Annotated in this window: 25 protein-coding genes; 10 read left to right on the forward strand and 15 right to left on the reverse strand. The window is 73.6% G+C overall.

The window, feature by feature from the left end; genetic code table 11:
* The first annotated feature begins 293 nt into the window (after nt 1-293).
* The gene (locus DEJ50_RS10885; RefSeq protein ID WP_150207371.1) at nt 294-1,277 is read left to right on the forward strand and encodes an XdhC family protein; all 984 of its coding nucleotides are present in this window, start codon (nt 294-296) and stop codon (nt 1,275-1,277) included.
* 41 nt (nt 1,278-1,318) lie between these two features.
* Here DEJ50_RS10885 and DEJ50_RS10890 read toward each other — a convergent pair whose 3' ends face one another.
* Entirely contained in the window at nt 1,319-1,645 is a 327-nt protein-coding gene (locus tag DEJ50_RS10890) for a plasmid stabilization protein (RefSeq protein WP_150207373.1), read from the reverse strand.
* A gap of 118 nt (nt 1,646-1,763) precedes the next feature.
* Between DEJ50_RS10890 and DEJ50_RS10895 the strand changes: the two genes are divergently transcribed.
* Nucleotides 1,764-2,147: a DUF6479 family protein gene (locus DEJ50_RS10895; RefSeq protein ID WP_190344408.1), complete on the forward strand. Its 384-nt coding sequence runs from the start codon at nt 1,764-1,766 to the stop codon at nt 2,145-2,147.
* Between the two features lie 88 nt (nt 2,148-2,235).
* On the opposite strand, the gene DEJ50_RS10900 is transcribed toward DEJ50_RS10895, so the two are convergent.
* Complete coding sequence (locus tag DEJ50_RS10900; protein ID WP_150212053.1) at nt 2,236-3,168, reverse strand: ATP-dependent DNA ligase; 933 nt, start codon at nt 3,166-3,168, stop codon at nt 2,236-2,238.
* Nucleotides 3,168-4,079 carry a non-homologous end-joining DNA ligase gene (gene ligD, locus DEJ50_RS10905; RefSeq protein ID WP_150207375.1) on the reverse strand — a complete coding sequence of 304 codons (912 nt, stop codon included), beginning with the start codon at nt 4,077-4,079 and terminating at the stop codon, nt 3,168-3,170. The genes DEJ50_RS10900 and ligD overlap by 1 nt, the downstream gene beginning before the upstream one ends.
* 31 nt (nt 4,080-4,110) lie before the next feature.
* On the opposite strand from ligD, the gene DEJ50_RS10910 reads away from it, so the two are divergent.
* Complete coding sequence (locus tag DEJ50_RS10910) at nt 4,111-5,244, forward strand: Ku protein (RefSeq protein WP_150207376.1); 1,134 nt, start codon at nt 4,111-4,113, stop codon at nt 5,242-5,244.
* A 7-nt stretch (nt 5,245-5,251) separates the two neighbouring features.
* Here DEJ50_RS10910 and DEJ50_RS10915 read toward each other — a convergent pair whose 3' ends face one another.
* A complete protein-coding gene (locus DEJ50_RS10915; protein WP_150207378.1) occupies nt 5,252-6,088 on the reverse strand; it encodes a nuclease-related domain-containing protein in 837 nt (278 codons plus the stop codon).
* Between the two features lie 208 nt (nt 6,089-6,296).
* Here DEJ50_RS10915 and DEJ50_RS10920 point away from each other — a divergent pair, with 208 nt between their 5' ends.
* The 3 genes from DEJ50_RS10920 to DEJ50_RS10930 all read left to right on the forward strand — a co-directional run bounded on the left by DEJ50_RS10920 (nt 6,297) and on the right by DEJ50_RS10930 (nt 9,078).
* Nucleotides 6,297-6,896: a hypothetical protein gene (locus DEJ50_RS10920; protein ID WP_150207380.1), complete on the forward strand. Its 600-nt coding sequence runs from the start codon at nt 6,297-6,299 to the stop codon at nt 6,894-6,896.
* A gap of 71 nt (nt 6,897-6,967) precedes the next feature.
* Nucleotides 6,968-7,789: a hypothetical protein gene (locus tag DEJ50_RS10925; protein ID WP_223837699.1), complete on the forward strand. Its 822-nt coding sequence runs from the start codon at nt 6,968-6,970 to the stop codon at nt 7,787-7,789.
* Nucleotides 7,786-9,078 carry a sensor histidine kinase gene (locus DEJ50_RS10930; protein ID WP_150207382.1) on the forward strand — a complete coding sequence of 431 codons (1,293 nt, stop codon included), beginning with the start codon at nt 7,786-7,788 and terminating at the stop codon, nt 9,076-9,078. Before DEJ50_RS10925 ends, DEJ50_RS10930 begins: the two co-directional genes overlap by 4 nt.
* 551 nt (nt 9,079-9,629) lie before the next feature.
* On the opposite strand, the gene DEJ50_RS10935 is transcribed toward DEJ50_RS10930, so the two are convergent.
* The 3 genes from DEJ50_RS10935 to DEJ50_RS10945 all read right to left on the reverse strand — a co-directional run bounded on the left by DEJ50_RS10935 (nt 9,630) and on the right by DEJ50_RS10945 (nt 11,731).
* Nucleotides 9,630-9,896 carry a hypothetical protein gene (locus DEJ50_RS10935; protein ID WP_150207384.1) on the reverse strand — a complete coding sequence of 89 codons (267 nt, stop codon included), beginning with the start codon at nt 9,894-9,896 and terminating at the stop codon, nt 9,630-9,632.
* A gap of 10 nt (nt 9,897-9,906) precedes the next feature.
* The gene (locus DEJ50_RS10940) at nt 9,907-10,653 is read right to left on the reverse strand and encodes a TetR/AcrR family transcriptional regulator (protein WP_150207386.1); all 747 of its coding nucleotides are present in this window, start codon (nt 10,651-10,653) and stop codon (nt 9,907-9,909) included.
* Between the two features lie 148 nt (nt 10,654-10,801).
* Nucleotides 10,802-11,731 carry an AurF N-oxygenase family protein gene (locus DEJ50_RS10945; protein WP_150207388.1) on the reverse strand — a complete coding sequence of 310 codons (930 nt, stop codon included), beginning with the start codon at nt 11,729-11,731 and terminating at the stop codon, nt 10,802-10,804.
* Nucleotides 11,732-11,907: 176 nt separating this feature from the next.
* Between DEJ50_RS10945 and DEJ50_RS10950 the strand changes: the two genes are divergently transcribed.
* Complete coding sequence (locus DEJ50_RS10950) at nt 11,908-13,023, forward strand: ferritin-like domain-containing protein (protein ID WP_150207390.1); 1,116 nt, start codon at nt 11,908-11,910, stop codon at nt 13,021-13,023.
* Nucleotides 13,024-13,041: 18 nt separating this feature from the next.
* On the opposite strand, the gene DEJ50_RS10955 is transcribed toward DEJ50_RS10950, so the two are convergent.
* From DEJ50_RS10955 to DEJ50_RS10965, 3 genes are read right to left on the reverse strand one after another with little or no spacing between them, the layout of a single operon-like run.
* Entirely contained in the window at nt 13,042-13,524 is a 483-nt protein-coding gene (locus DEJ50_RS10955) for a DUF3291 domain-containing protein (RefSeq protein WP_150207392.1), read from the reverse strand.
* Between the two features lie 37 nt (nt 13,525-13,561).
* The gene (locus DEJ50_RS10960; RefSeq protein WP_150207394.1) at nt 13,562-15,019 is read right to left on the reverse strand and encodes a penicillin-binding transpeptidase domain-containing protein; all 1,458 of its coding nucleotides are present in this window, start codon (nt 15,017-15,019) and stop codon (nt 13,562-13,564) included.
* Nucleotides 15,016-16,437, reverse strand: a complete 1,422-nt coding sequence (locus DEJ50_RS10965) for an FtsW/RodA/SpoVE family cell cycle protein (protein ID WP_411757678.1) — start codon at nt 16,435-16,437, stop codon at nt 15,016-15,018. Before DEJ50_RS10965 ends, DEJ50_RS10960 begins: the two co-directional genes overlap by 4 nt.
* A 135-nt stretch (nt 16,438-16,572) precedes the next feature.
* Here DEJ50_RS10965 and DEJ50_RS10970 point away from each other — a divergent pair, with 135 nt between their 5' ends.
* From DEJ50_RS10970 to DEJ50_RS10980, 3 genes are all read left to right on the forward strand, one after another.
* Nucleotides 16,573-16,962, forward strand: a complete 390-nt coding sequence (locus DEJ50_RS10970) for a DUF6325 family protein (RefSeq protein ID WP_150207398.1) — start codon at nt 16,573-16,575, stop codon at nt 16,960-16,962.
* Nucleotides 16,962-17,255, forward strand: a complete 294-nt coding sequence (locus DEJ50_RS10975) for an SHOCT domain-containing protein (protein ID WP_150207400.1) — start codon at nt 16,962-16,964, stop codon at nt 17,253-17,255. Before DEJ50_RS10970 ends, DEJ50_RS10975 begins: the two co-directional genes overlap by 1 nt.
* A gap of 575 nt (nt 17,256-17,830) precedes the next feature.
* On the forward strand, nt 17,831-19,009 hold the full coding sequence (locus DEJ50_RS10980) for a C40 family peptidase (protein ID WP_150207402.1): 1,179 nt from the start codon (nt 17,831-17,833) through the stop codon (nt 19,007-19,009).
* Here the strand turns inward: DEJ50_RS10980 and DEJ50_RS10985 are convergent.
* Genes DEJ50_RS10985 through DEJ50_RS11005 form a run of 5 tightly spaced genes read right to left on the reverse strand, consistent with a single transcriptional unit; the run spans nt 18,946 to nt 24,572 of the window.
* Nucleotides 18,946-20,220 (reverse strand): styrene monooxygenase/indole monooxygenase family protein, encoded by a 1,275-nt coding sequence (locus DEJ50_RS10985; protein WP_150207404.1) that lies wholly within the window; start codon nt 20,218-20,220, stop codon nt 18,946-18,948. The two genes, DEJ50_RS10980 and DEJ50_RS10985, sit on opposite strands and share 64 nt — an antisense overlap.
* Nucleotides 20,221-20,250: 30 nt before the next feature.
* A complete protein-coding gene (locus tag DEJ50_RS10990; RefSeq protein ID WP_150207406.1) occupies nt 20,251-20,865 on the reverse strand; it encodes a GTP-binding protein in 615 nt (204 codons plus the stop codon).
* Nucleotides 20,846-21,226, reverse strand: a complete 381-nt coding sequence (locus tag DEJ50_RS10995) for a DUF742 domain-containing protein (RefSeq protein WP_150207408.1) — start codon at nt 21,224-21,226, stop codon at nt 20,846-20,848. The genes DEJ50_RS10990 and DEJ50_RS10995 overlap by 20 nt, the downstream gene beginning before the upstream one ends.
* Nucleotides 21,223-21,753 carry a roadblock/LC7 domain-containing protein gene (locus DEJ50_RS11000; protein WP_150207410.1) on the reverse strand — a complete coding sequence of 177 codons (531 nt, stop codon included), beginning with the start codon at nt 21,751-21,753 and terminating at the stop codon, nt 21,223-21,225. Before DEJ50_RS11000 ends, DEJ50_RS10995 begins: the two co-directional genes overlap by 4 nt.
* On the reverse strand, nt 21,750-24,572 hold the full coding sequence (locus tag DEJ50_RS11005; RefSeq protein WP_150207412.1) for a nitrate- and nitrite sensing domain-containing protein: 2,823 nt from the start codon (nt 24,570-24,572) through the stop codon (nt 21,750-21,752). Before DEJ50_RS11005 ends, DEJ50_RS11000 begins: the two co-directional genes overlap by 4 nt.
* Nucleotides 24,573-24,774 lie beyond the last annotated feature (202 nt).

Genomic DNA, 24,774 nt, shown 5'->3' on the forward strand with positions numbered 1-24,774 from the left:
GTTTGTCACACCGTCCCCCTCGGTCATAACTCCTCATGATGGCATGTCAGTTGGGAGGCGGGGAGATATCGGCGGCGGCTCTTCGTCCGTACTCCGGGCCGGGTGCCGGACCGGGTGCCGCGCTCGCCCCGCTCCGGTGGATCACACGACCGCCGACCGTGGGTTACCGGGGTTTCTGAGGCTTGTTCCGCGGTCGCGGGCGATGCCTAGAATCCGGGAAAGGGGCCGCTTCGCGCTGCTGACCAGGCGCTCTGCGGCACCGGACGGTCGTACGAGACACAAGGGCGGCAGAGATGCGTGAGCTGGCGGAGACGGCGCGGCAGTGGCTCTCGGAGGGGCGGACGGCGTTTCTGGCGCGGCCCGTCACCGAGCAGGGTTTCGGGCCGCGGGAGCCGGCCGGAGCCCTGCTCGTCGATCCGCGCGGCGAGTGCGTCGGAAGCCTGTACCGCGGGGTGTTCGACGCCGAACTGGCCGCCGAGGCGGCGGCCGTGCCGGAGGGGGCGACCGCCCGGGTGTGCGAGGTGTCAGTGGGCGCGGCGGAGGCCGCCGAGGCCCGCCTGACCTGCGGCGGACATGCCGAGGTGCTGGTCCAGCCGCTGGCCTCGGTGCCCGCCGAGTGGTGGGAGCTGCTCGGGGAGGGGGCCGGGGTGGCGCTGGTGACCCGGCTGAACGAGGGGGCGGACCGGGCCGAGAGCGCCGTCGTACGGGCGGTCGACGCGCCCGCCACGGATGCCGAGCGGCGGGCGGCGGAGCTGCTGGGCACCCGGCGGGCGGGGCGGGACGCGCTGTACGGGGAGTCCGGGCTGGTGCTGATCGAGGCGTTTCCCTCGGCGCCGTACGTGGTGATCTGCGGGGGTGGCGAGCTCGCGGAGATCATCGCGCGGCAGGCGGGGCTGCTGGACTGGGAAGCGGTGGAGGTCGCGGACGCGGCGGAGGGGCGGCGGGTGCTGGCCGCGCACCGGGACGCGGCCTGCCTGGTGGTGCTGACCCACGATCCGGAGTTCGACGTGCCGGTGCTGCGCTTCGCGCTGGACCAGGGGATTCCGTACATCGGGGCGCTCGGCTCGCGGAAGACCACGGCCCGGCGGCGGGAGGGGCTGCTCGCGGAGGGGGTCACCGAGGCCGGGCTGGCCAGGGTGCACGGGCCGATCGGGCTGGACCTGGGGGCGCGTACGCCCGCCGAGACGGCGATGGCGATCTGCGCGGAGATCCTGGGCGTGCTGGGCGGGCGGAACGGCCGTGCCATGCGGGACACCGAGGGGCCGATCAACGCCTGAGCCCGCCGGGACTCGGCGGGCGCGGCTCGGGCTCCCGCCGGTCAGCTCCCGCCGAGGGCGCGCTTCAGTTCGGCCTTGTTCATGTCCGAGCGGCCGTGGATGTTGCGGCGCTGGGCCTCGGCGTAGAGCTGGTCGTACGTGGGGCCCTGCGCGCCCTGGTGGGAGTGCAGGCCGCCGCGCCGGCCGGAGGAGATGTCCTCCAGGGACTGCTTGCTCGCGGTCTTGGACTCGCCGGCCCGGGCCCGTTCCTTGTTGACGGTGCGCGCGGCGATCTCCTCGGCCTTCTTCTCGGGGGTGCCGCGCTCTTCGAGCCCCTCCTTGATGTGTTCGTACTGGCGTTCGCGCTTGGGGGAGGATCCGCGGGGCATGAGCGCTCCTCTGGTGTGCGTGGGCGGGCAGGGTCTGCCGTCCGCCTACCCGGAGGCGGAATGAAAATTCCTCCCCTTTTGTAGGCATAGGGGGTATTGGTCCGGGTACATGGGGTCCATGGACAGAATCCTGCTCGACATCGCATGGTTCCTGGCCGTCGGAATTGCCGTCGCCGGTTTCCTGATCGGCATGTTCTGGCTGGGCCGAAAGGTCCGGGACGAGGAACCGCCACCACCGACCGCGGAGAGTCAGCCGCACCTGCCGGCAGGCGGTGCGATCCATGAGGTCCGTGAGGAACGGGACCCCGTGGAAATCCCCACCGGCGGTCTCAGGCCGCATGAGATGCAGGGGTACGGAAACTTCGGTTCCACCACGTCGAGTCACCCGGATCAAGTGCGGGAGCAGCGGGAATCCGGGTACACGGGCGAGCACATCCGCAGGCCGCAGGACGTGGGCAAGCGGAAGCCGCCGGCAGCGGGCGGGACCGTGCGGCCGGCGTAGCGGCGCCGGCCGAGGGAACCGGCCCGGAGCGCAGCAGGCGCCCCGGGCCGGTTCCCTGTGCGTACGCCGCCCGGATCGGCGCGTCGGGTCAGCGGGGCGTGTGGTCCGGGTCCGGGGCCAGGTCCGGGCGTAGCCGGAGGACCTCCGGGGGCGGGTGGCGGGTGCTGGTGTGGCGGACCTCTGCCGAGAGCGGCGGGTCCAGCAGCCGGTAGGGGACCTCGCCCAGCCCGATCGCGGTGACCGTGCCGCCGCCCGCTCCCCGCTCTCCCTCCTCTCCCCTTGCGGCTGTCGCGGCCAGCAGCGCCGCGGTTTCGGCCCGCAGCGCGGGGCTCAGTGGGCTGGAGACGACCGGGGCCTCGTCCTCCTCCCCCGGCAGGACCAGGACCAGGGCGACCGGCCGCCGGGCCGGACCCGTCCAGCCGATCACCGCCGCGTCCCGGGTCTCGGTGTGCCGGAGCTTGCGCCAGGCGCGCCGCCCCGCCGGGTACGGCTGGTCCAGCCGTTTGATGACCAGTCCCTCGATACCGCTGGCGGGCAGCGTCTCGTACCAGGTGGCGGCCAGCTCCGGGTCCGTGGTCATGGGGACCGGCTGGATGGGCGGGCCCAGCGGCAGCAGCAGGTCGACGAGGAGGGCGCGGCGCCGTTCGTACGGGCGGCTGCGCAGGTCCAGGCCGGCCAGGGTGAGGACGTCGAAGGCCGCGTACGAGGCCGGCAGGCTCTGGGCGAGGAGTGCCGCCCGGGCCGGGGTGGCCGCGGCCCGGCGCTGCACGAGGGCGAAGTCCGTCCGGCCGGCGTGCCAGACCACCACCTCCCCGTCGAGCACGGTCTCCGGCGGCAACTGCCGTGCCGCCCCCTCCAGATCGGGAAAGGCGGAGGTGACGATCCGGCCGGAGCGGGCCTGGAGCACCACCTCGGTCGGGGTGCGGCTGATGACCAGGCGATGGCCGTCGAACTTCGGTTCGTACGCCAGTCCGGGCCCGCGGGGCAGGGTCCGTACGGCGGCGGCCAGCGCGACCCGGATCACCGCACGGCCCTCCGGCCGCCGGTCCGCGGGAGCGGGCGGGCCAGCCCGGGGTCGGCCAGCGGGCCGAACAGGTCGCCGTCCCGGGCCAGCCGCGGCGGGATGTCGTCGGCGAGGAAGACCAGGTCCTCGGGACGGGTGCACGCCTCGACCTCCGGCCAGGACACCGGCGCCGACACGGCCGGCCGGGACCGGGCGCGCAGGGTGTAGGGCGCGGCGGTGGTCTTCGCGGCGGCGTTCTGACTGTGGTCCACGAAGACCTTGCCGGGGCGCAGGGCCTTGGCCATACGGTGCACCACCAGCTCGGGCAGTTCACTCTCGGCCTCCTGGGCGAGCTGTTTGGCGTACGCCGAGACCTGCTCGGAGGGGGTCGGTTCGAGGGGGGCCGCCAGGTGGAGTCCCTTGGAGCCGGAGGTCTTCGGATACGCGTGCAGGCCGTCGGCGGCGAGCCGCTCGCGCAGCCAGAGGGCGGCGGCGCAGCACTCGACGACGGTGGCGGGCGGGCCGGGGTCGAGGTCGAGGACGAGCCGGTCGGCGATGCCGGGGCTGTCGGCGGGCCACTGGTGGGTGTGGAACTCGACCACCAGGTTCGCGGCCCAGACCAGGCTGGGCAGATCGGAGATGATCACCTGCTCGGCGTTCTGGTCCTCGGAGCGGGGCACGCGGACGGTCTTCACCCATGCGGGCGTGCCGGGCGGCGGGTTCTTCGTGAAGAAGAGCTGCCCTTCCGGCCCGTCGGGATAGCGGAGGAAGGACACCGGCCGGTTGTGGATGTGGGCGAGCAGGGGGCCCGCGACCGTGGCGTAGTAGTGGAGCACCTCGCCCTTGGTGAAGCCGGTCTCCGGATAGAGGACCTTGTCGAGATTGCTGAGCGCGAGGCGACGCCCCTCCACCGATGTGATCGGCGTCATACGATGAGATTGCCATGAAAGAGGAGGAACCGTGCGATCCATCTGGAACGGTGCGATCTCCTTCGGTTTGGTCAGCATTCCGATCAAGCTGGTGAACGCCACCGAGAACCACTCGATCTCCTTCCGCCAGATCCACCTGGCCGACGGCGGCCGGATCCGCTACCGGAAGGTCTGCGAGCTGGACGGGGAGGAGCTGGAGGCGTCGGAGATCGGCAAGGGGTACGAGGAGGCGGACGGGTCGATCATCCCGATCACGGATGCGGACCTCGCGCAGCTGCCGCTGCCGACGGCGAAGACGATCGAGATCGTGTCGTTCGTACCGGCCTCGGAGATCGACCCGCTCCAGATGGACGCCGCGTACTACCTGGAGGCGAACGGGGTTCCGGCCGCCAAGCCGTACACGCTGCTGCGGGAGGCGCTGAAGCGGAGCGAGAAGGTGGCCATCGCGAAGTTCGCGCTGCGCGGGCGGGAGCGGCTGGGGATGCTGCGGGTGGTCGACGAGGTCATCGCCATGCACGGGCTGCTCTGGCCGGACGAGATCCGCTCCCCGGAAGGCGTCGCACCGGAGGCCAAGGTCACCGTACGGGACGCCGAACTCGACCTGGCGGACGCGCTGATGGCGACGCTGGGCGAGGTGGACGTGGCCTCCCTGCACGACGACTACCGCGAGGCCGTGGAGGCGATGCTGGCGGCGAAGTCGGGCGAGGCGATCGAGCGGGAGCTGCCGGCCGAGGCGGAGGGGGCGGCGAGCGGGCAGGTGATCGACCTGATGGCGGCGCTGGAGCGGAGCGTACGGGCGGCGAAGGCCTCGCGGGGCGAGGCGGCGGAGTCCGGGGACTCGGAGGCCGGGGCGGCGGCCGTGACGCCGATCGGGCGGAAGCGGGCCGGGTCGGCACGGTCGGCCGGGTCGACTGGGTCGGCTCCGAAGGCGGTGGGCGGGAAGAAGTCGACGGCGGCGGGCGCGAAGAAGACGGCAGCGGCGTCCTCGGCCCGGAAGTCGACCTCGAAGACGGCCAAGTCTCCGGCGACGGCGGCGAAGAAGACGACCGCCACGAGAACGAGCACGAGCACGACCGCGAAGTCGACGGGCAAGGATTCGGCGGCGGGCGCGAAGAAGAAGGCGACGGCCAAGAAGGCCACCCCGCGCAAACGCACCTCCGCCTGAATCCGCCTCAGGTCCCGCGTCGGCCCGGGCTGCCCGGGAGCCAGGTGTGGATGCTGCGGGCCGCGGCGTACAGGGCCTCGGTCTCCGGAGGTTTCAGGACGCCGGCCTCCTGCGCAAGCGTGGCGGTGGCGCCGGGGCGCAGGATGCGGATGTCGCGGACGGTGGGCGCGATCTCGATGCGGGAGGCGTCGACCACGGCCAGTGCCGGGGTCACCGCGACCGCCAGGGCCCGGCCGGCGCGCTCGGCCGCGCGGCGGATCCAGCGGGGGTCCGGGCGCGGTTCGGCGCGGCCGACGGTGGTCAGGAGGTCCCCTATCCGGGCGCGTTGGCGGCGGCCCGGAACCGAGCGGACGCACAGCACCCCGGCGGGCCCGATCAGCAGGTGGTCGATGTGCCCGGCGCCCGGCAGCGGCACGCCGTGCAGGATCCGCCAGCCCGCGCCCTCCAGTTCGTCCAGCTCGGCGCCCATCCGCTGCTGGGCCAGGAGGTCCTGCCGCAGCCGTTGCCGGGGGCGGGCGGCGATGGCCCGGATGCCGTGGGCGAGTTCGCCGAGCAGCGGCTCGCCCGGCCGGTTGGGGGCCAGATCGTCGTCCGGGTGCAGGGCCAGGCGTCTGAGGTCGGCCCGGGACGGCACCGGCGGCGGGCCCACGGTGTAGCTGCCGGTCAGGTACGGGCGCAGGACCGCCAGTACCGCATCGCACTGGTCCTCCGCGAGCACGCTGACCCGGCCGGTCTCCCGGTCGTACCAGGCCACGCTGCGCCCGTCGGGTGTGCTGACGTACAGCCGCCCCCGGCTGAGCCGGCCGGCCGGCCGGACCCTCAGTCCGCGCGAAGTCCTCGCCATCGGCGTCACCCCCGCGGTCCATGGGAGCAGCCGGGGCCGTCCTCGGCAATCCCCCCGGCGGGCAGTTGCCGACGGTTGCCGACGGTTGTGTAACGACTCCGTGGGCACAGTGCTGGCTGCCTGTTACACAACCTGGGCAATGCCGCAACGGGCCGTGCCTACGTTGACCTCACCGCACCCGTTCGCACCGGCCCGAAGGATTCCTTCCGTGAGCACCGCCCGCCGCACTCTCGTCCGCGCCGCCGCCGTCGCCTGCGCCGGTGCCGGCGTGCTGGCCCTGCCGGCCGCCGCCCTGGCGGACGGCATGCCGGCCACGGCCCCGCGGACCCTGGTCAAGAGCCTCACCCTGGCGGACGGTGTGTCCACGGCCCGCGTCTACCGGCTGGCCGAGGGGGCGTACCAGGCCGAGATCAAGAGCGGCGGGGTCAAGGTGGCCACGCTCAGCAGCCGGGACGGAGTCGCCGGCTCCGGCGGTACGGACGCCCTGCGCATCTCCCTCCAGCCCGACGGCCGGCTCTCCTCCTGGGTGCCGGCCCGGGACGGGTCGGACGGGTCGGACGGGTCTGCGGAGCGGCACTCGGGCGGCACCGCCCTCGGCCGGGACGGCCACAAGACCGCGCAGCGGGACGGCAAGCCCACCGGGGCCCCGCTGCGGGCCGCCGGGCCGGCCGAGGCACTCCGGCTGGACACCCTGGCCGACGAGCCGGGCGACGGCCTGCTGCTGATCGCGGCGGGCGGCGGCATGGCGGCCGTCGGTGCCGCCGGGCTCGGTTTTGCGATGCTGCGCCGGGGCCGGACAGATAGTTGAGGGCAAAACGGACGTAAGTCCGCATAAGGTTGAACGGACGGAGTCACCCGTACGAGGAGGTCGCAGGGTCCGTGAAGCCGCCCGGTGATCTCCGCAGCATGCGCACCCCGCGCCCGGCCGCGGCAGGCAGACGGACCCCCGTCGTCCTGCTCTGCCTGCTCATACCCGTGGCCCTGCTGGGGCTGGCCGGGTGCGGGAACGGCACGGGCGGGCTGGCGAGCGCCGGGCCCACCCCCACCGCGAGCGGCCCGGTGCACCTGTGGCCCAGCCGCGAGGGTGCCTCCGTACAGCCGGCCGATCCGGGCGGGGCCCCGCCCGAGTACGTCCCCGGGCTGCCGCCCGTCACCGGGCAGGACGTACACCAGGTGGACCCGGTGGCGCTGGTCCAGGCGGAGCTGGCCGTGCACGGCGACCGGATGGTGGGGCCGGACGGCATGCCCGCGGAGACCGCCGCGGCCATCCGGGCCTGTGAGCCGGGCCAGGCGGGCGACGAGGGCGGCCGGGGCGGGCAGTGCCCGGTCCTCAAGCCGTACTACCGCGACCTCACCGGCAACCGCCGGGACGACCTGGTCATCGGCATCGAGCTCCCGGGGCCGGAGCAGCTGATGTCCGTACGGGTCTACACCGCCGACCCGGACGGCCGGCTGAACCGGATCATGGCCACCACCGAGCCCGTGATCAGCGTGGAGCTGGCCGGCCAGGACCTGATCCTGCGGATGCCCAGCGCCAACCCGGGCTACGAGCTGTCCACCGCATGGTCGTACGACGACCGGCAGCGGTCGATGCTGCCGACCCGTGAGCAGATCACGCGGGTGCCGTCGCCGGCCTCGGCCGGTACCGGACCGCTCGGCACTCCCAGCCCCGCCGCAAGCCCCGTACCGAGTGCCGCATGAGCCCCCGGATACCGTCCTGGACCGCGACGCTGACCTGGAAGGCGGCGTGCTTCATCGTGGTCATGTGCTGTTCGCTGACGATCGTGCTCGGCGTCCTGGTGCATGTGGAGGTGACCCGGCAGACCGTCGCGACGGCCCGCGAGAAGGCGCTCGGCAAGCTGGCCGAGGCCTCGGCGCGCTACGAGGCGGGCGAGGCGATGCCGCCCGAGTCCGGGATCGACCCGGACGGGCTGCCGGAATCGCTGCGCGCGCTCGCCCTCACCGGAGAGCGCGGCACCCTGGTCGCCGACCACAACGGGCGGCCGACGATGTGGGCGGCGGCCCCCGCCGACGGCCGGGCGCTGGCCACCGCCATCGACTACACGCAGAGCGCACGCACCATCAGCGGCCTGGACAAGGCGATCATCGGCTCCTCCGTCCTGGCCATCGGCGGCACCCTGCTGGTCGGTGCGTTCGCCATGACGCGGGTCACGCGCCGGCTGCACCAGACCGCGTCGGTCGCACGCCGGATCACCCAGGGGGACCTGGACGCGCGGGTGGGCGATCCCCGGACGAAGGATCCGGCCCGGCCACAGGACGAGGTGGCCACGGTCGCCGGGGCGCTGGACACCATGGCCGCCACCCTCCAGGCGAAGCTGCTGAGCGAGCAGCGGTTCACCGCGGACGTGGCGCACGAGCTGCGCACCCCGCTGACCGGGCTGCAGGCGGCCTCCGAACTGCTGCCGGCCGGGCGGCCGACCCAGCTGGTGCAGGAACGCGTCCGGACGATGCGGCAGCTGACCGAGGACCTGCTGGAGATCTCCCGGCTGGACTCGGGGAGCGAGCAGGTCGAGTCGGAGCTGCAGGAGCTGGGGGCACTGGCGGAGCGGGTGGTACGGGCGCATGCCTCCGGCGGTTGCGGTGGCAGTGGCGGTGCCGGTGGCGGTGGGGCGGTGACGGAGGTCGTGGTGCTCCGTGACGTGTACGTGGAGACGGACCGGCGGCGGCTGGAGCGGGTGCTGGGCAATCTGGTCGCCAATGCGCACAAGCACGGGCGCGGGCCGGTGGTGCTGACCGTGGACGGGCCGGTGGTGACCGTACGGGACCACGGGGACGGCTACCCGGACTACCTGGTGGCGCACGGTCCGCAGCGGTTCCGCACGGAGCCGCAGGCGGGGGGCAAGGGGACGGGGCTGGGGCTGACCATCGCGGTGGGGCAGGCAGAGGTGATCGGCGGCCGGCTGCGGTTCCGCAACGCGGAGGAGGGCGGAGCCGTCGCGGTCCTGACCCTCCCGCACCCCCCGCCTTAGCCGGTGCCCTGGCCGGTGCCCGGCCGAGCCCCCGGCCCAGCGGGCCGGGGCCGGGGCCGGGCCGGGGCCGGGCCGGGGCCGGGCCGGGGCCGGGCCGGGGCCGGGCCGGGGCCGGGGCCGGGGCCGGGGCCGGGCCGGGGCCGGGCCGGGGCCGGGCCGCTGCGCGGAGCTGTTCCCCTACCCGCCCCTCCCCGCTCCCCGGGGCTCCGCCCCGGACCCCGCCGGATGCCCGGGCTGCGCCCGGCACCGCCGTTCGGGATGGGGGCGGGGCGGGGCGGGAATGAGGAACGGGGCTCCGCCCCGGGCCGCGCCCGGCCCTCCGTTCCGGGCTCCGCCCCAGGCGGGGACGGAACGGCCGGCCTGCCCGGCTTCGCCCGGCCCTCCGTTCCGGGCTCCGCCCCGGGCGGGGACGGAACCGCCGGCCCGAGGCGCGCCCGGGGCGCGCCCGGGGCCGGGTTGACCGGGGGTGGCCGGCGCCGCGTTGGCGGGGCTCCGCCCCGGACCGCGCCCGGGGCCGCGTACCCCGAGCCCGCACAGCGCGCGGACAGCGGCTAGGCGGGGGTCTTGGTCCAGGGCCAGCGGAGTGGGGGTTTGCGGCCCGTCGGGTCGTACTCGTACTTCCAGCCCTGCTGAAGCCGCAGCCGCTTCGAGTAGCCCGCCGGGACGCGCTTGTAGAGCAGGACCGTCGGCGGGCCGCCCGCCGGGTCCGGGACCGGGATTTCGTACCACTTCGGCGGGTGGCCGGTCGGGCCGAGCAGGATCGGGAGGACCCGGCCGTCCATCGGGCCGCCCTCGAAGGGGGTGGGTTGGCTTCTCACCCCACCAGTGTCACAGCAGGTGGGCCGCCTCGGAGACCACCGGGATCACCCGCCGGGCCAGTACCCCCACCGGGCCGTCCGCCGCCTCCATGGCCAGGGCGGCCCGCGCCGCTGCCGCCGTCTCCGGGTCTGTGGCGGCCGTCGCCGTGAGGAGGGCGATGAACTGGTCGACCAGCCAGTCCCGCAGCTCCTCCACCCCCGGCTGCTTGCCCTCGTCGATCCAGATCAGCGAGGCCGCCTCGACCGCGGTGATCCAGGTCCGCACCATCATCCGCAGCCGCGGCCCGGGCGACGGCACGGCCAGGTGCAGCAGGATCTGGTCGGCGGCGGTGCGGCGGATCTCGTCGACCGTGGCCGTGGTGCGGGAGGTCTCCACCACGCTGCCGCCCTGGAGCAGCGCGCTGAACCCGGCGGCGTGGCCGTCGACGAAGGCCAGGTAGCGGTCCAGCGCCCGGGACAGCCGCAGTGTCAGCGGGCCGGCCTGCGGTTCGGCGAAGCACAGCTCCAGCTCGTCCGCCGCCGACCGCAGGGCCGCCTCGTACAGCTGCTGCTTCCCGCCGGGGAAGTACCGGTAGACCAGCGGCCGGGAGACCCCCGCCGCCTCGGCGACGTCGTCCAGGGAGACGTCCTCCGGGACGCGCCGCGCGAACAGCGACAGGGCGGCATCCAGCAGCTGGGCGCGACGCTCCTCGACACTGAGCCGGCGGTACGCGCGGGGGGCCGGCGGGACCGTGGGCGTCGTCCGGGTCCGGGTCATGTCCGCAGGGTATCCCCCGGCCGGGTCACCCGGGCGGGGGACGGGTGACCCGGCCGGTGCGCCAACCACGGCACCGGCCGGTGCGCCAACACCACGGCACCGGCCGGTGCGTCGGCCGTGGCACCGGCCATGGCGTCGGGCCGTGGTGTCAGGCCAGCAGGCCCGAGCTCTTCCAGAGCCTGCGGCCGACCCCGCGCAGCACCCCGATGTCGTCGAGGAAGTCGGTGAGCCGCTTCGCGCCGGTCTGCATCACCTCCCGGCGGTGGCCGCTGGCCCGGACCTGGGCCACCGCCTCGCGCCGGTCCAGACCCACGTTCTCGTACACGGCCGGGTTCACGAAGGCGACGGAGAACACCCGGGCGGCCTCGCCGCAGCTGATCCGGGTGAGTTCCTGCTCCCAGCGCGGGGCGGTGGCCATCTGGCGGCGCAACTCCTCGCGCGCGTACCGGACATGGCGGGCCTCCTCGATCACATGGATCCGGGTGACCCCGCGGACCAGGGGCTGGATCCGCTCGTCCGGGAAGGTCAGGCGCTGCATCCAGTCGAGGATCTCCTCGCCCAGCAGGGTGCAGGCGAAGGAGCCGGGGGTGGTGGAGACCGTCTTGAGGACCCGGGCCAGGTTGTGGTTGAGCCGGGAGACCGGATACTCGGGCGCCCCGCCCTTCTGGATCATCCGGGCGAACATCATGGAGTGCCGGCATTCGTCGGCGATCTCGGTGAGCGCGTAGCGGACGTGGTTGCTGGTCAGCGACTTGTCGTAGATGTGCCGGACCAGCAGCTGCATCAGGATGATCTCGAACCAGATGCCGAGGGAGGCGAGCGAGGCGGCCTCGTGCCGGGACAGCTCGATCCGCTGCTCCTCGCTCATCCGCTTCCACAGCGGGGTGTCGTAGAGGGAGAGCAGCTCGGGCGGCCAGTAGTAGGCGCCGTCGACGGCCGGGGCGTCCCAGTCGAGTTCCCGGTCCGGGTCGAAGGAGTGCTTGGCGGAGGATTCGAGCAGCCGCTCGGCTACCTGCTCACGGTCCTTGAGCAGGCCGAGCGCATCCCGGAGGGCGGTGCGGTCGGTCACGGTGGTCATGGGATCGGACACCTCGCGAGTGGGTTACCAGCGGTTACGAGCGGTCTTCTCTTATGAGACTGCCTGTCAGCAAAGGTCGTCAATCCCTCGCGCACGACTTGTTGACCCCGCGTCTACCAACGTGCTGCACTGCCAACTGACCCGTCCCGCAAGGCTCATGGAGAAGAGGTCCGTCAGTGTCGACGCACGAGCTCTACACCACCGGCCCGGGCGAGACCGTCTGGCAGGTCCCCGCCTCCGGCTCGGCCCGCTTCAACTGGGAGTACGACGGGGGGCGGGAGCGCCTGCTGGCCCTGTACCAGAAGGGCAAGGACAAACAGTGGGACGGCAACCAGCGGATCGACTGGGACCTCGACGTGGACCCGTACGACCCGCTCGGCACCCCGGACGAGGTCCTGAACCTCTACGGCACCCGGCACTGGGCGAAGCTGACGGAGCGGGACAAGGGCGACCTGCGCCGGCACTACACCGCCTGGCAGTTCAGCCAGTTCCTGCACGGCGAGCAGGGCGCGATGGTGTGTGCGGCCCGGATCGTGGAATCGGTGCCGGACCTGGACGCGAAGTTCTACTCCGCCACCCAGACCATGGACGAGGCCCGGCACGCGGAGATCTACGGGCGGTTCCTGCACGAGAAGATCGGCATGCTCTACCCGATCAACGACAACCTCCAGGGCCTGCTGGGCGACACCCTCCGGGACTCCCGCTGGGACATGCCCTACCTGGGCATGCAGGTGCTGATCGAGGGGCTGGCCCTGGCCGCGTTCGGGATGATCCGCGATACGACGGACCGGCCGCTGCCGAAGCAGATCCTGTCGTACGTGATGCAGGACGAGGCCCGCCACGTGGCCTTCGGGCGGATGGCGCTGCGGGACTACTACCGGCAGCTGACCGACGCCGAGCTGCGCGAGCGCGAGGAGTTCGTCATCGAGGGCTGCTACCTGATGCGGGACCGGATCCGCGGGGTGGAGGTGCTGGAGAACTTCGGCATACCCAGGCGGGAGGCGGAGGAGATCACCGAGAACTCGGAGTTCCTCCGGCTGTTCCGGAAGCTGCTGTTCAGCCGGATCGTGCCCTGTGTGAAGGACATCGGACTGTGGGGCGAGCGGCTCCAGAAGGCCTATCTGGACATGGGGGTCTTCGACCTCGGCGACTCCAGCCTCGACCTGCTGATGACCCAGGACGAGGAGCTCGCGGAGGCGCTGGACGCGGAGCGGTTCGCGGCGGAGGAGGCGGCCCGGGTGGCGGAGGTCGAGGCGGCCATCGCCCAGGGCAGTCGCACGGACCCGTCCTGACCACCGCCACCCGCGAGGCTAGACGGCCTCCGGCGGGAAGGAGGTGCGGAGGGTGAAGGCGTACCGGGTGGGGCCGTGCGTGCGCAGGTGCGACAGCCGGGCCTCGGCGTCGGCCACGGTCGGCCGCTCCCCCGCCGGAACCCACCACAGGGCCGTGACGGCCTCCTCCACCCGCTCGAACCATTCGCGGCGGCGCGCCATGAATTCCCGGTGCTGCCCCTGGTACATGAACGCCGTCAGGGCGTTCGTGTCCCGCCACACCGACATGTTGACGATCAGCCATTCGTCCTCGAAGAACGGCACGTCGGTGGCGTTCCCCCCGTCGCTCTGAAGCCGCCAGCGGAAGCCGTCGGCCGCCTCGGCGACGGCGTTCACCGGGTCCAGTGCGTCCACGAAGTCCTTGAGCTCGGGCGAGTCGATGGGGAACCTGAGGCGGGCTATGTTGACCTGGGCGAGTTCATAGGTGTGGGTGCTGGTGCGGGTGTGGGAGTCATCGGTCATGTCCGCACCATAGGCGCACAGTTGGCCCGTCAGGGCCTCAGGGCTTCAGGGCGGCCTGCATCACCGCGCGTGCGATCGGCGCCGCCGCGCTGTTGCCGCTGATGTCCCGGCGGTCGGCCGCCGCGTCCTCGACCACCACCGCCACCGCGACCTCCGGCACCGGCGCGTGCTCCCCCTTCGCCCAGCCGATGAACCAGGCGTACGGGGTACCGGCGTTGCCCACCCCGTGCTGGGCGGTGCCGGTCTTGCCGCCGACCGTGGCGCCCGCGATGGCCGCATTGCGGCCCGTACCGTCCTCCACCACCCCCACCATCAGCCGCTGCAACCGCAGCGCGGTGGCCGGGTTCATGGCCCGCCCCAGGGACGTGTGGCCGGCCCGCCGCACCGGGTCCCCGTCGGCCTGGGTGGTGGCCTCCACCAGGTGGGGGAACATGATCTCGCCGCCGTTCGCGACCGCCGCCGCGACCATCGCCATCTGCAACGGGGTCGCCTTGGTGTTGAACTGCCCGATCGCGGACAGGGCCAGCTGGTCCCGGCTCATGTCGGTGTCGAAGTCCGACCGGGACACCCAGGTCGGCACCCGCAGTCCGGCACGGTTGAAGCCGAACCGCTCGGCCGCCGCCACCATGCGGTGCAGGCCCACCTGCACGCCGATCTTCGCCATCACCGTGTTGCAGGACCAGCGCACCGCCTCGGCCATCGACGCGTCCTCGCAGCCGGTCGCCGCGTTCGGCAGCAGGGTGTGCGTGCCGGGCAGCGGGTACGGGTCCGGGGTGCGGGTCGGTGCGTCCACATCCGTGACCACGCCCGCGTCCAGCGCCGCAGCCGCCGTCACGATCTTGAAGGTGGAGCCGGGCGGGTAGGTCTCGTGCAGCGCACGGTTCAGCATCGGGCGGGTGGGGTCCCCGTTCAGCCGGGCCCAGGCCTCCTTCACCTGCGGCCCGGTCCCGGACAGCACCCCGGGATCGTACGAGGGGCTGCTCACCAGCGCCAGGATGCGGCCTGTGCCCGGCTCGACCGCCGCCACCGCACCCCGCTTGCCCGCGAGTCCGGCGTACGCGGCCCGCTGGAGCCCGGCCCTGACGGTGGTGACGACCTGACCGCCGGCCGGCCGGCTGCGGGCGAGCTCGTGCCAGAGCGGGAGCACGGACAGCCCGGGATGGGTGCCCGCCAGGATCCTGTCCTCGGCCCGCTCCAGGAAGCCGGTGCCATAGGTCTGCGAGGAGTAGCCGGTGACCGGGGCGTACAGGGCGCCGTCCCGGTACGTCCGTTCGTACCGCAGCAGCTGCCGGCTGTCCCGGTTCCCGGTGACCGGCCGGCCGTCGACCAGGATGGGGCCGCGCGGCTGCGCGTACCGGGCGATGACGGCCCGCTTGTTGGCCGGGTTCGCGGCCAGCGCCTCGGAGTCGACCAGTTGCACCCGGGCGACGTTGAACAGCAGGGCGGCCAGCAGCAGCGCGCAGAACCAGGCGCACCAGCGGATGTAGCGGATCATGCGCCGGCCGCCCCCTCCGCGGTCCCGGCGGCGGCCGGGCCGGCCGGGGCTGCCGGGGCGACCTGGGCGGCCGGGCGGGGCCGGCGGGCGCTGTCGCTCAGCCGGACCAGCAGCGCGACGATGATCCAGTTGGTGACCACGGAGGAGCCCCCCTGGGCCAGGAAGGGCATCGCCATGCCGGTGAGCGGGATCAGCCCGGTCACTCCCCCGGTGATCACGAAGACCTGGAGGGCGACGATCGAGGCCAGGCCGGTGGCGAGCAGCCGCCCGAAGGGGTCGCGGAGCGCCAGTCCGGCCTCGAAACCGCGGGCGACCAGCAGCCCGTACAGCAGCAGGAGGGCGACCAGGCCGGCCAGGCCGAGCTCCTCGCCGGCGGTGGCGAGGATGAAGTCGGATTTGGCGGCGAAGCCGATGAGGAAGGACTGGCCGTCGCCGAGGCCGGCCCCGAGCAGCCCGCCCGCGCCGAAGGCGAACAGGGACTGGGCGAGCTGGCCCGGTCCCTCACCGCGCCGGATGGAGGCGAAAGGGTCCAGCCAGTCCTCGACCCGGCCGTTGACGTGCGGTTCGAAGGTGCCGACGGCGTACGCGCCGAGGCCGGCCAGCAGCAGGCCGACGGCGATCCAGCCGATCCGGCCGGTGGCGGTGAACAGCATGATGACGAACAGGCCGAAGAAGAGGAGGGAGGTGCCGAGGTCCCGCTCCAGGACCAGTACGCCGACGCTGAGCAGCCAGATGGTGAGGATCGGTCCGAGCACGCGCATGGGCAGCATGCGCAGGAACCAGATGCGGCGGCCGGTGAGGGCGAGGGCGGTGCGGTTGGCGGCCAGGTAGGCGGCGAAGAAGAGGGCCAGCAGGATCTTCGCGAACTCGCCGGGCTGGAAGGAGAGTCCGGCCATCCGGATCCAGATGTGGGCACCGTTGACGGGCGGGAAGAACACCGGGACGAGCATCAGGACGAGGGCGACGGCGACCGAGAGGTAGGCGTACCGCTGGAGCACCCGGTGGTCCCGGAGGACGGCCACGACCAGGATGAACAGCGCCACCCCGAGCGCGGACCAGACGAGCTGCGTGCCGGAGGCGGGGTGGGCGGGGGTGGTCAGGTCCAGGCGCTGGATGAGGACCAGGCCGAGGCCGTTGAGCAGGACGGCGATGGGCAGCAGGACCGGATCGGCGTACGGGGCGGCGAAGCGTACGGCGAGATGCGCGAGGAGTCCGGCGGCGGCGAGGCCGGCGGCGTAGCGGGAGGCTTCGGCGGGAACGTGGCCGACGGTGGCGAGGCCGACGTAGAGGTAGCCGAGGACGGAGAGGGCGACGGCGCCGGTGAGCAGGGCGAGCTCGGTGCCGCTGCGCCGGGCGTGGGGCGTTCCGGGTGGTGGTACCGGATCGGGATCCGAGGGGTCCGCCACCTTTGCCGTCAATGCGGTCATTTGGGAAACGTAGCAAGCTCCCAGAGGTTATGTCCGGCTATGTCATAGTGAGCCGAGCCGAAGAGTCGTCAGAAGCGATGCAGAGCAGTGCAGTGCAGAGCGATGCGGAGTGGAGCGGAGCCGTCGATGGGGCCTGTGGAGTTCATCGTCCTTGCGTTTCCCGAGGAACAGCTGCGGGTGCCGGCGGTCGAGGCCGTGCTGGGGCTGCGCAAGACCGGCAACGTCCGGCTGATCGACGGACTGGTCGCGACGAAGACGGCGGCGGGTGAGGTGATGGCGGCGGAGTTCGACGAGTTCCGGGAGCTGCACGGGCTGCTGGCCGGCCGTGATGTGGCGCGGCTGATCGGGCCGGAGGACGTACAGGAAGCGGCGGACCTGCTGGACCGGGGCAGTTGCGCGCTGCTGTTGCTGGTGGAGCACGTGTGGGCGGCGGACGCGGCGGTCGCGGTGCGGGCGGCGGGCGGCCGGATCGCGGGCTCGGTCCGCATTCCGGTGGAACGGCTGGGGGTGGCCTGATGTTCATCCGGCCGGTGGGGGATGTGGTGCATCCGGCGGAGCGGGCGGCGGGACGGCCGTTGCTGCGCGGGCTGTTGGCGCGGGGGGCGTATGTGTGGGACGGGGGTGAGGCGGGGCGGGCGGCGGCTGCGGCTGCCGCTGCCGCTGCTGCTCCGTCGCCGCCGCCGGCCGTTGCCGCCGCCGGGCCGGGCGAGCTGGCGGACCAGCTCGGCCGGCTCGCCGACCTGGCGCGGGAGGGGCTCCTGACGGCGGAGGAGTTCAGCGCGGCCAAGTCCCGCCTCCTGGACCGCTGACGCGGAGTTCTCCCCCACCCCGCCCCTTCCCGAAACCGGGGCTCCGCCCGGACCCGCTCGGGGCTGCGCCCGACCTCGCTTGGGGCTGCGCCCCGGACCACCCCAGGGCTGCGCCCGGTCCCGCTCGGGGCTGCGCCCCGTACCCCCGGGCCGCGTCCGGCTCCACCCGGGCCTACGGCCCCGAACCCGCCCGCGGGGCTGCGCCCCCGCACCCACACAGACGCCCCGGGCTCCGCCCGGACGGCCCCGGCCCGCCCGTGGGGTTGCGCCCCACACCCCCACGGGCGCCCGGGCTCGCCCCACGCCCCCACGGGCACCAGGCCCTGCCCGGCACCGCATGCCGGGGCTGCGCCCCACGCCCCCGGCCCCCGGGCTCCGCCCAAACCTGGGGCCTACGGCCCCCGAACCCGCCCACGGGGCTGCGCCCCACACCCGCACGGGCGACCGGGCTCGCCCCACGCCCCGCCGCCCGGGGGCGGTCAGGGCGGGCCGAAAGGGTGAGGTGGGTGGGGTGGGCGGGGTGGTGGGGGGATTGTGTGATTTCGGGTGGCAGGGTGGGGGGTGGAGGTGACCCCATGTCATGTCGTGTGCTGCGCACCGCCTGTGTCGCCGTGGTGCTGTTCACCGCCCTGCCCGCCGCCGGCGCGACCGCCCAGCCGGGCGAACCCGCCGCGCCCGCCGATGTCGGCCGGCTGCTCGTCCGGCTCCAAGGGCTCTACCAGCAGGCCGAAGAGGCCACCGAGGCCTACAACGCGACCGAGGTCGCCCTGAGGAAGCGCCAGGAGGAGGAGCGGCGGCTCAGCGGGGAGCTGGGGGTGGCGCGGAATGCGCTCGGGAAGGAGCGGGCCGAGGCCGGACGGCTGGCGCGGGTGCAGTACCAGGAAGCCTCCGGAGGGCTGTCCCCGTACGCCCGGATGCTGCTCTCCGGCGACCCCCAGCAGGCCTTGGAGCGGCAGCGGATGACCGGGCGGGAGGCCCTGCACCGGGCCGCCGTGGTCTCCCGGCTGGCCGGCGCCGAGAAGCGGGCCGGCACGCTCGCCACCCAGGCCCGCAAGGCCCTGGACGGCCAGCAGGCCCTGGCCGCGGAGCAGAAGAAGCACAAGGAGCAGGCCACCGCCCGGCTCAAGGAGGTCGAGCGGCTGCTGGCCTCGCTCACCGCCGACCAGCTGGCCGAGCTCTCCGCCCGGGAGCGGGCCGGCACCGACAAGGCCCAGCGCGCACTGCTGGAATCGGGGCGGCTGCCGGCCCGCACCGGCACCCCGACCGCCGCCGGCGGGGCCGCGCTCGGCTATGCGACCGCGCAGCTCGGGAAGCCGTACGTATGGGGCGCCGAGGGCCCGGCCTCCTTCGACTGTTCCGGTCTCACCTCGCAGGCCTGGGCGCACGCCGGCCGGACGATCCCCCGGACCAGCCAGGAGCAGTGGGCGCAGCTCCCCAAGGTGCCGCTGGACCAGCTGCGCCCCGGGGACCTGGTGGTCTACTTCCCGAAGGCCACCCACGTCGCCATCTACGCCGGTGACGGCAAGGTCATCCAGGCGCCCCGGCCAGGCGCCAAGGTCAAGGTGTCGCCGATCGCCGCGAACCCGCTGCTCGGCGCGGTCCGCCCGGACCCGGCCGGCATCCCGCTGGACCCGGCGGACTACACCCCGCCGCGGCTGCCCGAGGCAGCCTCGGAAGGGGACGATTCCGGTTACTCCGCCGAGGCGGCGCCCGCGGGGGCCGCCGCGACCTCCGCCGCGGCCTCCGCCAGGTAGTCGGCCGCGTCCTCGGGGTCGTAGAAGTACGCGTCGAAGTCGGCCGGGTTGTCGAAGCCGTTGGCGAACCGGTCCGCCACCGGCTGGAGCTGCCCGGCCGCGCCGATCAGGTTCAGCACGTGCTCCGGCGGCACGCCCAGCATCGCGTTGGTCCACTGGGTGACCGGCTTGCCGGTGGTGAACCAGTACTTGTCGAAGGTGGCCTTCATCCAGGCCTCGTCGAATGGCTTGTCCCCGTGCATCAGGATCGAGGACAGGTAGGACGCGGCGCACTTGGCGGCCGAGTTGGAGCCCTGGCCGGTGATCGGGTCGTTGGCCACGACCACGTCCGCGACGCCCAGCACCAGCCCGCCGCCCGGCAGCCGGCCGACCGGGTTGCGGACCACCGGCGCGTACCGGCCGGCCAGGGTGCCGCCCGCGTCCGTCAGCTCCGCCTTGGTCGCCCGCGCGTACTCCCACGGGGTGAACTTCTCCATCAGCTCCAGCGTGAGCGCGAGGTGCTCCGCCGGGTCCGTGATGCCGGTGAACGCGTCCACCGGGCCGCCCGGGACGCCCTCCCAGAACAGGATGTCCGCGCGGCCGGAGGTGGTCAGGGTCGGCATCACGAACAGCTCCCCGACCCCGGGGACCAGGTTGCAGCGGACCGCCTCGGTCTCCGGGTGCTCCGGGCGCGGGCCCAGCCCGTGCACGTAGCTGACGGCCAGGGAGCGCTGCGGGGTGTCGTACGGCGAACGCGCCGCGTCCCGGCCGAACAGGGAGACGAGCTCGCCCTTGCCGGCCGCCACCAGCACCAGGTCATGGGTGGCGGAGAAGTAGTCCAGGTCGGAGACGGACGCGCCGTGGATGACCAGCTGCCCGCCGCGCTGGGCGAAGGCGTCCAGCCAGCCGGCCATCTTCACCCGCTGGTCCACGGACTGGGCGTGGCCCTTGAGGCGGCCCAGCCAGTCGACGGGGCGGCTGCCGTCGGGGGCGGCGACCGAGACGCCCAGGCCCTCGATCTTCGGGGCCTGCCGCTCCCAGAAGTTCACCGCCAGGTCGCGCTCGTGCTGGAGCGCGGTGTCGAACATGCATTGGGTGGACATGACCCGCCCGGTGCGGATCTCGTCCGCCGTCCGGTTGGACAGGAGGGTGACCTCGTACCCCTTGGCCTGGAGTCCGAGGGCGAGCTGGAGACCGGACTGCCCGGCCCCCACGACGAGTATCTTGCGCATGACGGTGCCTGTGTCCCTTGTCCCTTGGCGCTATTCCGGTGTGGTGTCGAGGGCGTGGCCCACGAGCGTCAGCAGCGATTCGACGACCGTGGCCCGGCGCCGCGCGTCCATGATCACGACGGGGACGTGGGGCGGGACGGTGAGCGCCTCGCGGACGTCCTCCTCCTCGTAGGAGGTGGAGCCCTCGAAGTGGTTCACGGCCACGGCGTACGGCAGTCCGCAGCTCTCGAAGTAGTCGAGGGCGGGGAAGCAGTCGCGCAGCCGGCGGGTGTCGGCCATCACGATGCCGCCGATGGCCCCGCGGACCAGGTCGTCCCACATAAACCAGAAACGTTTCTGGCCGGGGGTGCCGTAGACGTAGAGGACGAGGTCGTCGTCGAGCGTGACCCGGCCGAAGTCCATGGCGACGGTGGTGGTGTGCTTGTCCGGGGTGGCGGACAGGTCGTCGGTGGGGGCGCTGGCCTGGGTCATCAGCGCCTCGGTGCGCAGCGGGGTGATCTCCGAGACCGAGGACACAAAGGTGGTCTTGCCGACCCCGAACCCGCCCGCGACCAGCACCTTCACGGCGACGGGGGCACGGGAGCGGTCGTACTGCCAGGCCTGGACGGCCTCGTCGGCGGCGATATCAGAGACGGCGGAGCCCACTGAGCACCCTTTCGAGCAGTGCGCGGTCGGGGCGGCCGGTGCCGTGTCCGGTCCCGTAGACGCGGATCCTTCCCTGGTCGGCGAGATCGCTGACCAGGACGCGGACGACACCGAGCGGCAGCTGCAGCAGCGCCGCGATCTCGGCGATGGTCCGCATACGGCGGCAGACCTCGACGATGGCGCGCATCTCCGGCATCCGGTCGCCGCTGCGCGGGGTCGGGTCCAGGGCGGCGACAAAGGTCTCGACGAGCAGGACCTGGGGGAAACGGGTGCGGCCACCGGTGAGCGAGTACGGGCGGACGCGCGCGGGGCGGCGGTCCGCCCCGCGTATCGGAAGGCGCGACGGCGGTGCGGCAGTCACGTGAGGTTCTCCAGGGACTGGCGCAGCTCGCTGCGGACTTCGGGGGTGAGGACATGGCCGGCGCGGCCGACGAAGAGCGCCATGTGGTAGGCGACGATGCTCATGTCGCAGTCCGGGGTGGCGTGCACGCCGAGCAGGGAGCCGTCACTGATGGCCATGACGAAGACCGAGCCGTGCTCCATCGCCACCATGGTCTGCTTGACGGCGCCGCCCTCCATGAGTTCGGCGGCACCCGTGGTGAGGCTGCCGAGGCCGGAGACGATGGTCGCGAGGTCCGCGGAGGCGCCACGGGGTCCCTTCACCGGGGCCGGGGCGGTGGCGGGCTCGGCCCGGTCCTGCTCGGACTGGCGCCCACCGGCCGCCGCCTGGGGTTCCGTATCGGAGGAGAGGAGCAGCAGGCCGTCGGAGGACACCACGGCGACGGAGACGATGCCGGGCACCTCCTCGACCAGGTCGGTCAGCAGCCACTGCAGGTTGCGGGCCTGGGTGCTCAGTCCGTACGTACCGGGCGTACTGGGCGCGGTCATGTGCGTGCCTCCTGTGCGGTGTCCCCCTGATCGTTGCGTCCCTCGGCGAGCTCGGCCGCGACGACGCGGCGGCCGTCCCGGGCTCCCTGGTAGAACCCGCCGAGCCGGCGCCGCAGTTCCTCGGCGTCGACCCGCTTGGGCTCGGGCTTGGTGCCGGGGTCGGCGGCGCGGCCGGCGGCCACCGCGCGCGGGGTCCGCTTGGGCAGGCCCTTGTCGGTGACGGCGGGGGCCTCGTCGGGGGCGAGGGTGTGGGCGTCCGCCTCTGCGTCTCCGGACGGGTCCGTGGCCGTGGCCGTGGCGTCCGTGGTCACGTCCGTGGCCGTGGCCGTGTCCGCGGGGGGTGCCGGGGCGGGCACCGTGAAGACCTGGTCGGCGGGCGGCAGGCCGGGCGCGTTCTCCTGCTCGTACTCCGGCGCGTACTCCGGAGCTGCGTCCTCGGTGTACTCGGCGTACTCGGCGTACTCGGGTGCTGCGTCGTCCTCCGGCCCGGCCACGATGAGGGTCGGCACCAGCGGGGAGACCGGGGGTGACGCTGCCGGGGGCTCGGTCCCGTACTCCGCTTCCTCGTCCCGCGTACCCGGCACCCGCACCTCGGCGGGCGCCTCGGCGGCCGGGGCGTGCTCGGCCGGGGTGGTGCGGAACCGGGGCGGGAGGGTGTGCTCGTTCGCCTCCGCCACCACGCCCGGCAGGCGCAGGGACGGCCCGCCCGGCACGCCCAGCGTGTGGACCGGGGTGACCGGCGGGGTCGTCGGGAGCAGCGGGGCCGGGATGACGACCAGGGCCTCGGTGCCGCCGTGGCGGGACGCGCGGAGCTCCGCCTCCACCCCGTGGTGCGCGGCCAGCCGCCCGGCGACGTAGAGGCCGAGGCCCAGGCCGTGTTCGGCCTCGGGCTCCGCCTCGTACGCGTCCGGGGTGGCCAGGCGCTGGTTGAGCAGGGTGAGCCGGTCCTCGGTGATGCCGATGCCCTCGTCCACCACCGACAGCACCGCGGCGCCGGAGTCGAGCAGCCAGCCCGAGACCTTCACCTTGGCCTCCGGCGGGGAGAACGTGGTCGCGTTCTCCAGGAGCTCGGCCAGGACGTGCGAGATGTCGTCGGCGGCGTGGCCGGCGACCTGGGTGGAGGCGGGCAGGGCCTGGAGGTCGACGCGCTCGTAGCGCTCGATCTCGGAGACCGCCGCCCGCATGACGTCCACCAGCGGGACCGGCCCCGCCTGTCCGTGGCCGTGCTCCTGCCCGGCCAGGACCAGCAGGTTCTCGTTGTGCCGGCGCATGACCGTGGCCAGGTGGTCCAGCTTGAACAGGGTGGCCAGCCGGTCCGGGTCCTGCTCCTTGGACTCCAGTTCCTCGATGACCGAGAGCTGACGTTCGACCAGGCCCAGGGTGCGCAGCGAGAGCGAGACCGAGGTGGTCGACATGATGCGGCGGTGTTCTTCCAGGCCGGACCGCAGCTCGGCGAGTTCCTCCTCGAGTTCCGTCCGGCCTGCGGTCAGCGCCTCGTTGCGGCCGATCAGCCGACGCCGGTCCGCGTCCAGTCCGGCGATCCGGGTGTGGAGCGAGACGGTCATCTCGCGGACCGAGTTCAGCGACCGGACGACCTCGGCGAACTCGTCGTTGCGGCCGGTGAACCGGACCGGCTCCACCGAGCCTTCCGCAGTCGCCAGCCGGGCGGCGCCCCGCCGCAGCACGGACAGCGGCCGGGTCAGCGAGCGGGCGACGGCCGTGGTGGCACCGACCGCGACGAGGAAGAGCACGCCGAGCAGCGCGATCAGCATTTCCAGCGCGGTCACGTCGTCGTCGCGCAGCCCGGCCATGGCCGTGGCGCGCTCGGCGGCCAGCGTGGACTCCACCGAGCGCATGCGGTCGATCCGGGCCGTCAGGGCGGTACCGACCGCCTCGCTGCCCAGCTTCCGGTCGGCCGGGGAGAGGGTGGGCCGGTCGGTGAGCCGGCCGAGGTAGTCCTCGGCGGCCTTCACCTCGGGGCCGGTGACGGTCGCGGCGAGGGTTTCGCGTACGTCGGGCCGGGCGGTCCGCGCGAAGTCGTCCAGCGCGCCCTGCTCCCGTACCCGGGCCCGCTGTGCGGCGGTCGCGAGTTCGTCCTCCAGGGGGGAGGCGACCGCTGCGGCGGCGGCCGAGGAAGCGGAGGAAGAAGAGGAAGAAGGCGAGGAGGACTGCTCGTTGCGGGGGACGGACAGTGCGGCGAGCAGCAGTCCGCGGGTGGCCGAGGCCTGGTCCACGGCGAGGCCGAGGGGGGCCAGCGGCCGGGTGGTGGCGAGTGCGGCGGTGGCCCGCGGCGGGGTGAGCTCCGCCAGCCGGGCGCCGGGCGCGAGGAGTTCGGCGATGAGGCCGGAGTAGGCCTGGTGGGCGGCGAGGGCGCTGCCCTTGCCGGTGACGGCCTCGCCGCGGACGGCCTCGATCCGGCCGAGGGCGAGGGCCAGCGGCTCGTCGGCCACGTCCTGGACCTCGGCGGTCTGCCGGTCGACCCGCGCGGACCGCTCCTGCACTGCCGCCTTGCCGGCGCCGGGCCGGCCCTTGGCGACGAACTCGGTGACGGCGTCCCGCTCGTCGGCGAGGACATGCGCAAGGGAAAGGGTGTGCCGGGCCTGGTCGGCGCGGTTGACCAGGCTCTGGGATTCGTTCAGCTCGGCCGTGGCGGAGAGCACGGCGGGCGTGCCGGCCGCGAGTACGGCGAGGCCGGCGACGGCGACGCTGATGACCAGCCTGCGGCGCACGCGTACGCGGCGTCCCGTGGGGAGGCCTGCGATGGCGGGTCCGTCGGCGGTGGTGGCGGTGCCGTTCTTCCGAGACCGCTTTTTCTGCACCGGTGCTCGCAATCCTGTACGTGTGCTCGTGCTCGTCTACTCGTGTGGCCGAGGTAACGGCCGGTCAACAAGTAAACGCCCCCTGCTCCCTCGTACCGCTTCAGACCATCGCAGTGTGTTTGGGACAGAGCCGCACATCGCCCACCCGGCCACACGAACGAGTGAACATCACGGAGGAGTTGGCGAACAACTCGGCGGACTC

Origin of the sequence: Streptomyces venezuelae, from assembly GCF_008642295.1 — a bacterium.
In the GTDB taxonomy this organism is placed as follows: Bacteria; Actinomycetota; Actinomycetes; order Streptomycetales; family Streptomycetaceae; genus Streptomyces; species Streptomyces venezuelae_C.

Excerpts from the sequence above, each read along its gene's own strand:
- DEJ50_RS10885 (WP_150207371.1), top strand. The coding sequence starts at position 294 with ATGCGTGAGCTGGCGGAGACGGCGCGGCAGTGGCTCTCGGAGGGGCGG.
- DEJ50_RS10890 (WP_150207373.1), bottom strand. The coding sequence starts at position 1,645 with ATGCCCCGCGGATCCTCCCCCAAGCGCGAACGCCAGTACGAACACATC.
- DEJ50_RS10895 (WP_190344408.1), top strand. The coding sequence starts at position 1,764 with ATGGACAGAATCCTGCTCGACATCGCATGGTTCCTGGCCGTCGGAATT.
- ligD (WP_150207375.1), bottom strand. The coding sequence starts at position 4,079 with ATGACGCCGATCACATCGGTGGAGGGGCGTCGCCTCGCGCTCAGCAAT.
- DEJ50_RS10915 (WP_150207378.1), bottom strand. The coding sequence starts at position 6,088 with ATGGCGAGGACTTCGCGCGGACTGAGGGTCCGGCCGGCCGGCCGGCTC.
- DEJ50_RS10930 (WP_150207382.1), top strand. The coding sequence starts at position 7,786 with ATGAGCCCCCGGATACCGTCCTGGACCGCGACGCTGACCTGGAAGGCG.
- DEJ50_RS10940 (WP_150207386.1), bottom strand. The coding sequence starts at position 10,653 with ATGACCCGGACCCGGACGACGCCCACGGTCCCGCCGGCCCCCCGCGCG.
- DEJ50_RS10945 (WP_150207388.1), bottom strand. The coding sequence starts at position 11,731 with ATGACCACCGTGACCGACCGCACCGCCCTCCGGGATGCGCTCGGCCTG.
- DEJ50_RS10955 (WP_150207392.1), bottom strand. The coding sequence starts at position 13,524 with ATGACCGATGACTCCCACACCCGCACCAGCACCCACACCTATGAACTC.
- DEJ50_RS10960 (WP_150207394.1), bottom strand. The coding sequence starts at position 15,019 with ATGATCCGCTACATCCGCTGGTGCGCCTGGTTCTGCGCGCTGCTGCTG.
- DEJ50_RS10970 (WP_150207398.1), top strand. The coding sequence starts at position 16,573 with ATGGGGCCTGTGGAGTTCATCGTCCTTGCGTTTCCCGAGGAACAGCTG.
- DEJ50_RS10975 (WP_150207400.1), top strand. The coding sequence starts at position 16,962 with ATGTTCATCCGGCCGGTGGGGGATGTGGTGCATCCGGCGGAGCGGGCG.
- DEJ50_RS10980 (WP_150207402.1), top strand. The coding sequence starts at position 17,831 with ATGTCATGTCGTGTGCTGCGCACCGCCTGTGTCGCCGTGGTGCTGTTC.
- DEJ50_RS10985 (WP_150207404.1), bottom strand. The coding sequence starts at position 20,220 with ATGCGCAAGATACTCGTCGTGGGGGCCGGGCAGTCCGGTCTCCAGCTC.
- DEJ50_RS11000 (WP_150207410.1), bottom strand. The coding sequence starts at position 21,753 with ATGACCGCGCCCAGTACGCCCGGTACGTACGGACTGAGCACCCAGGCC.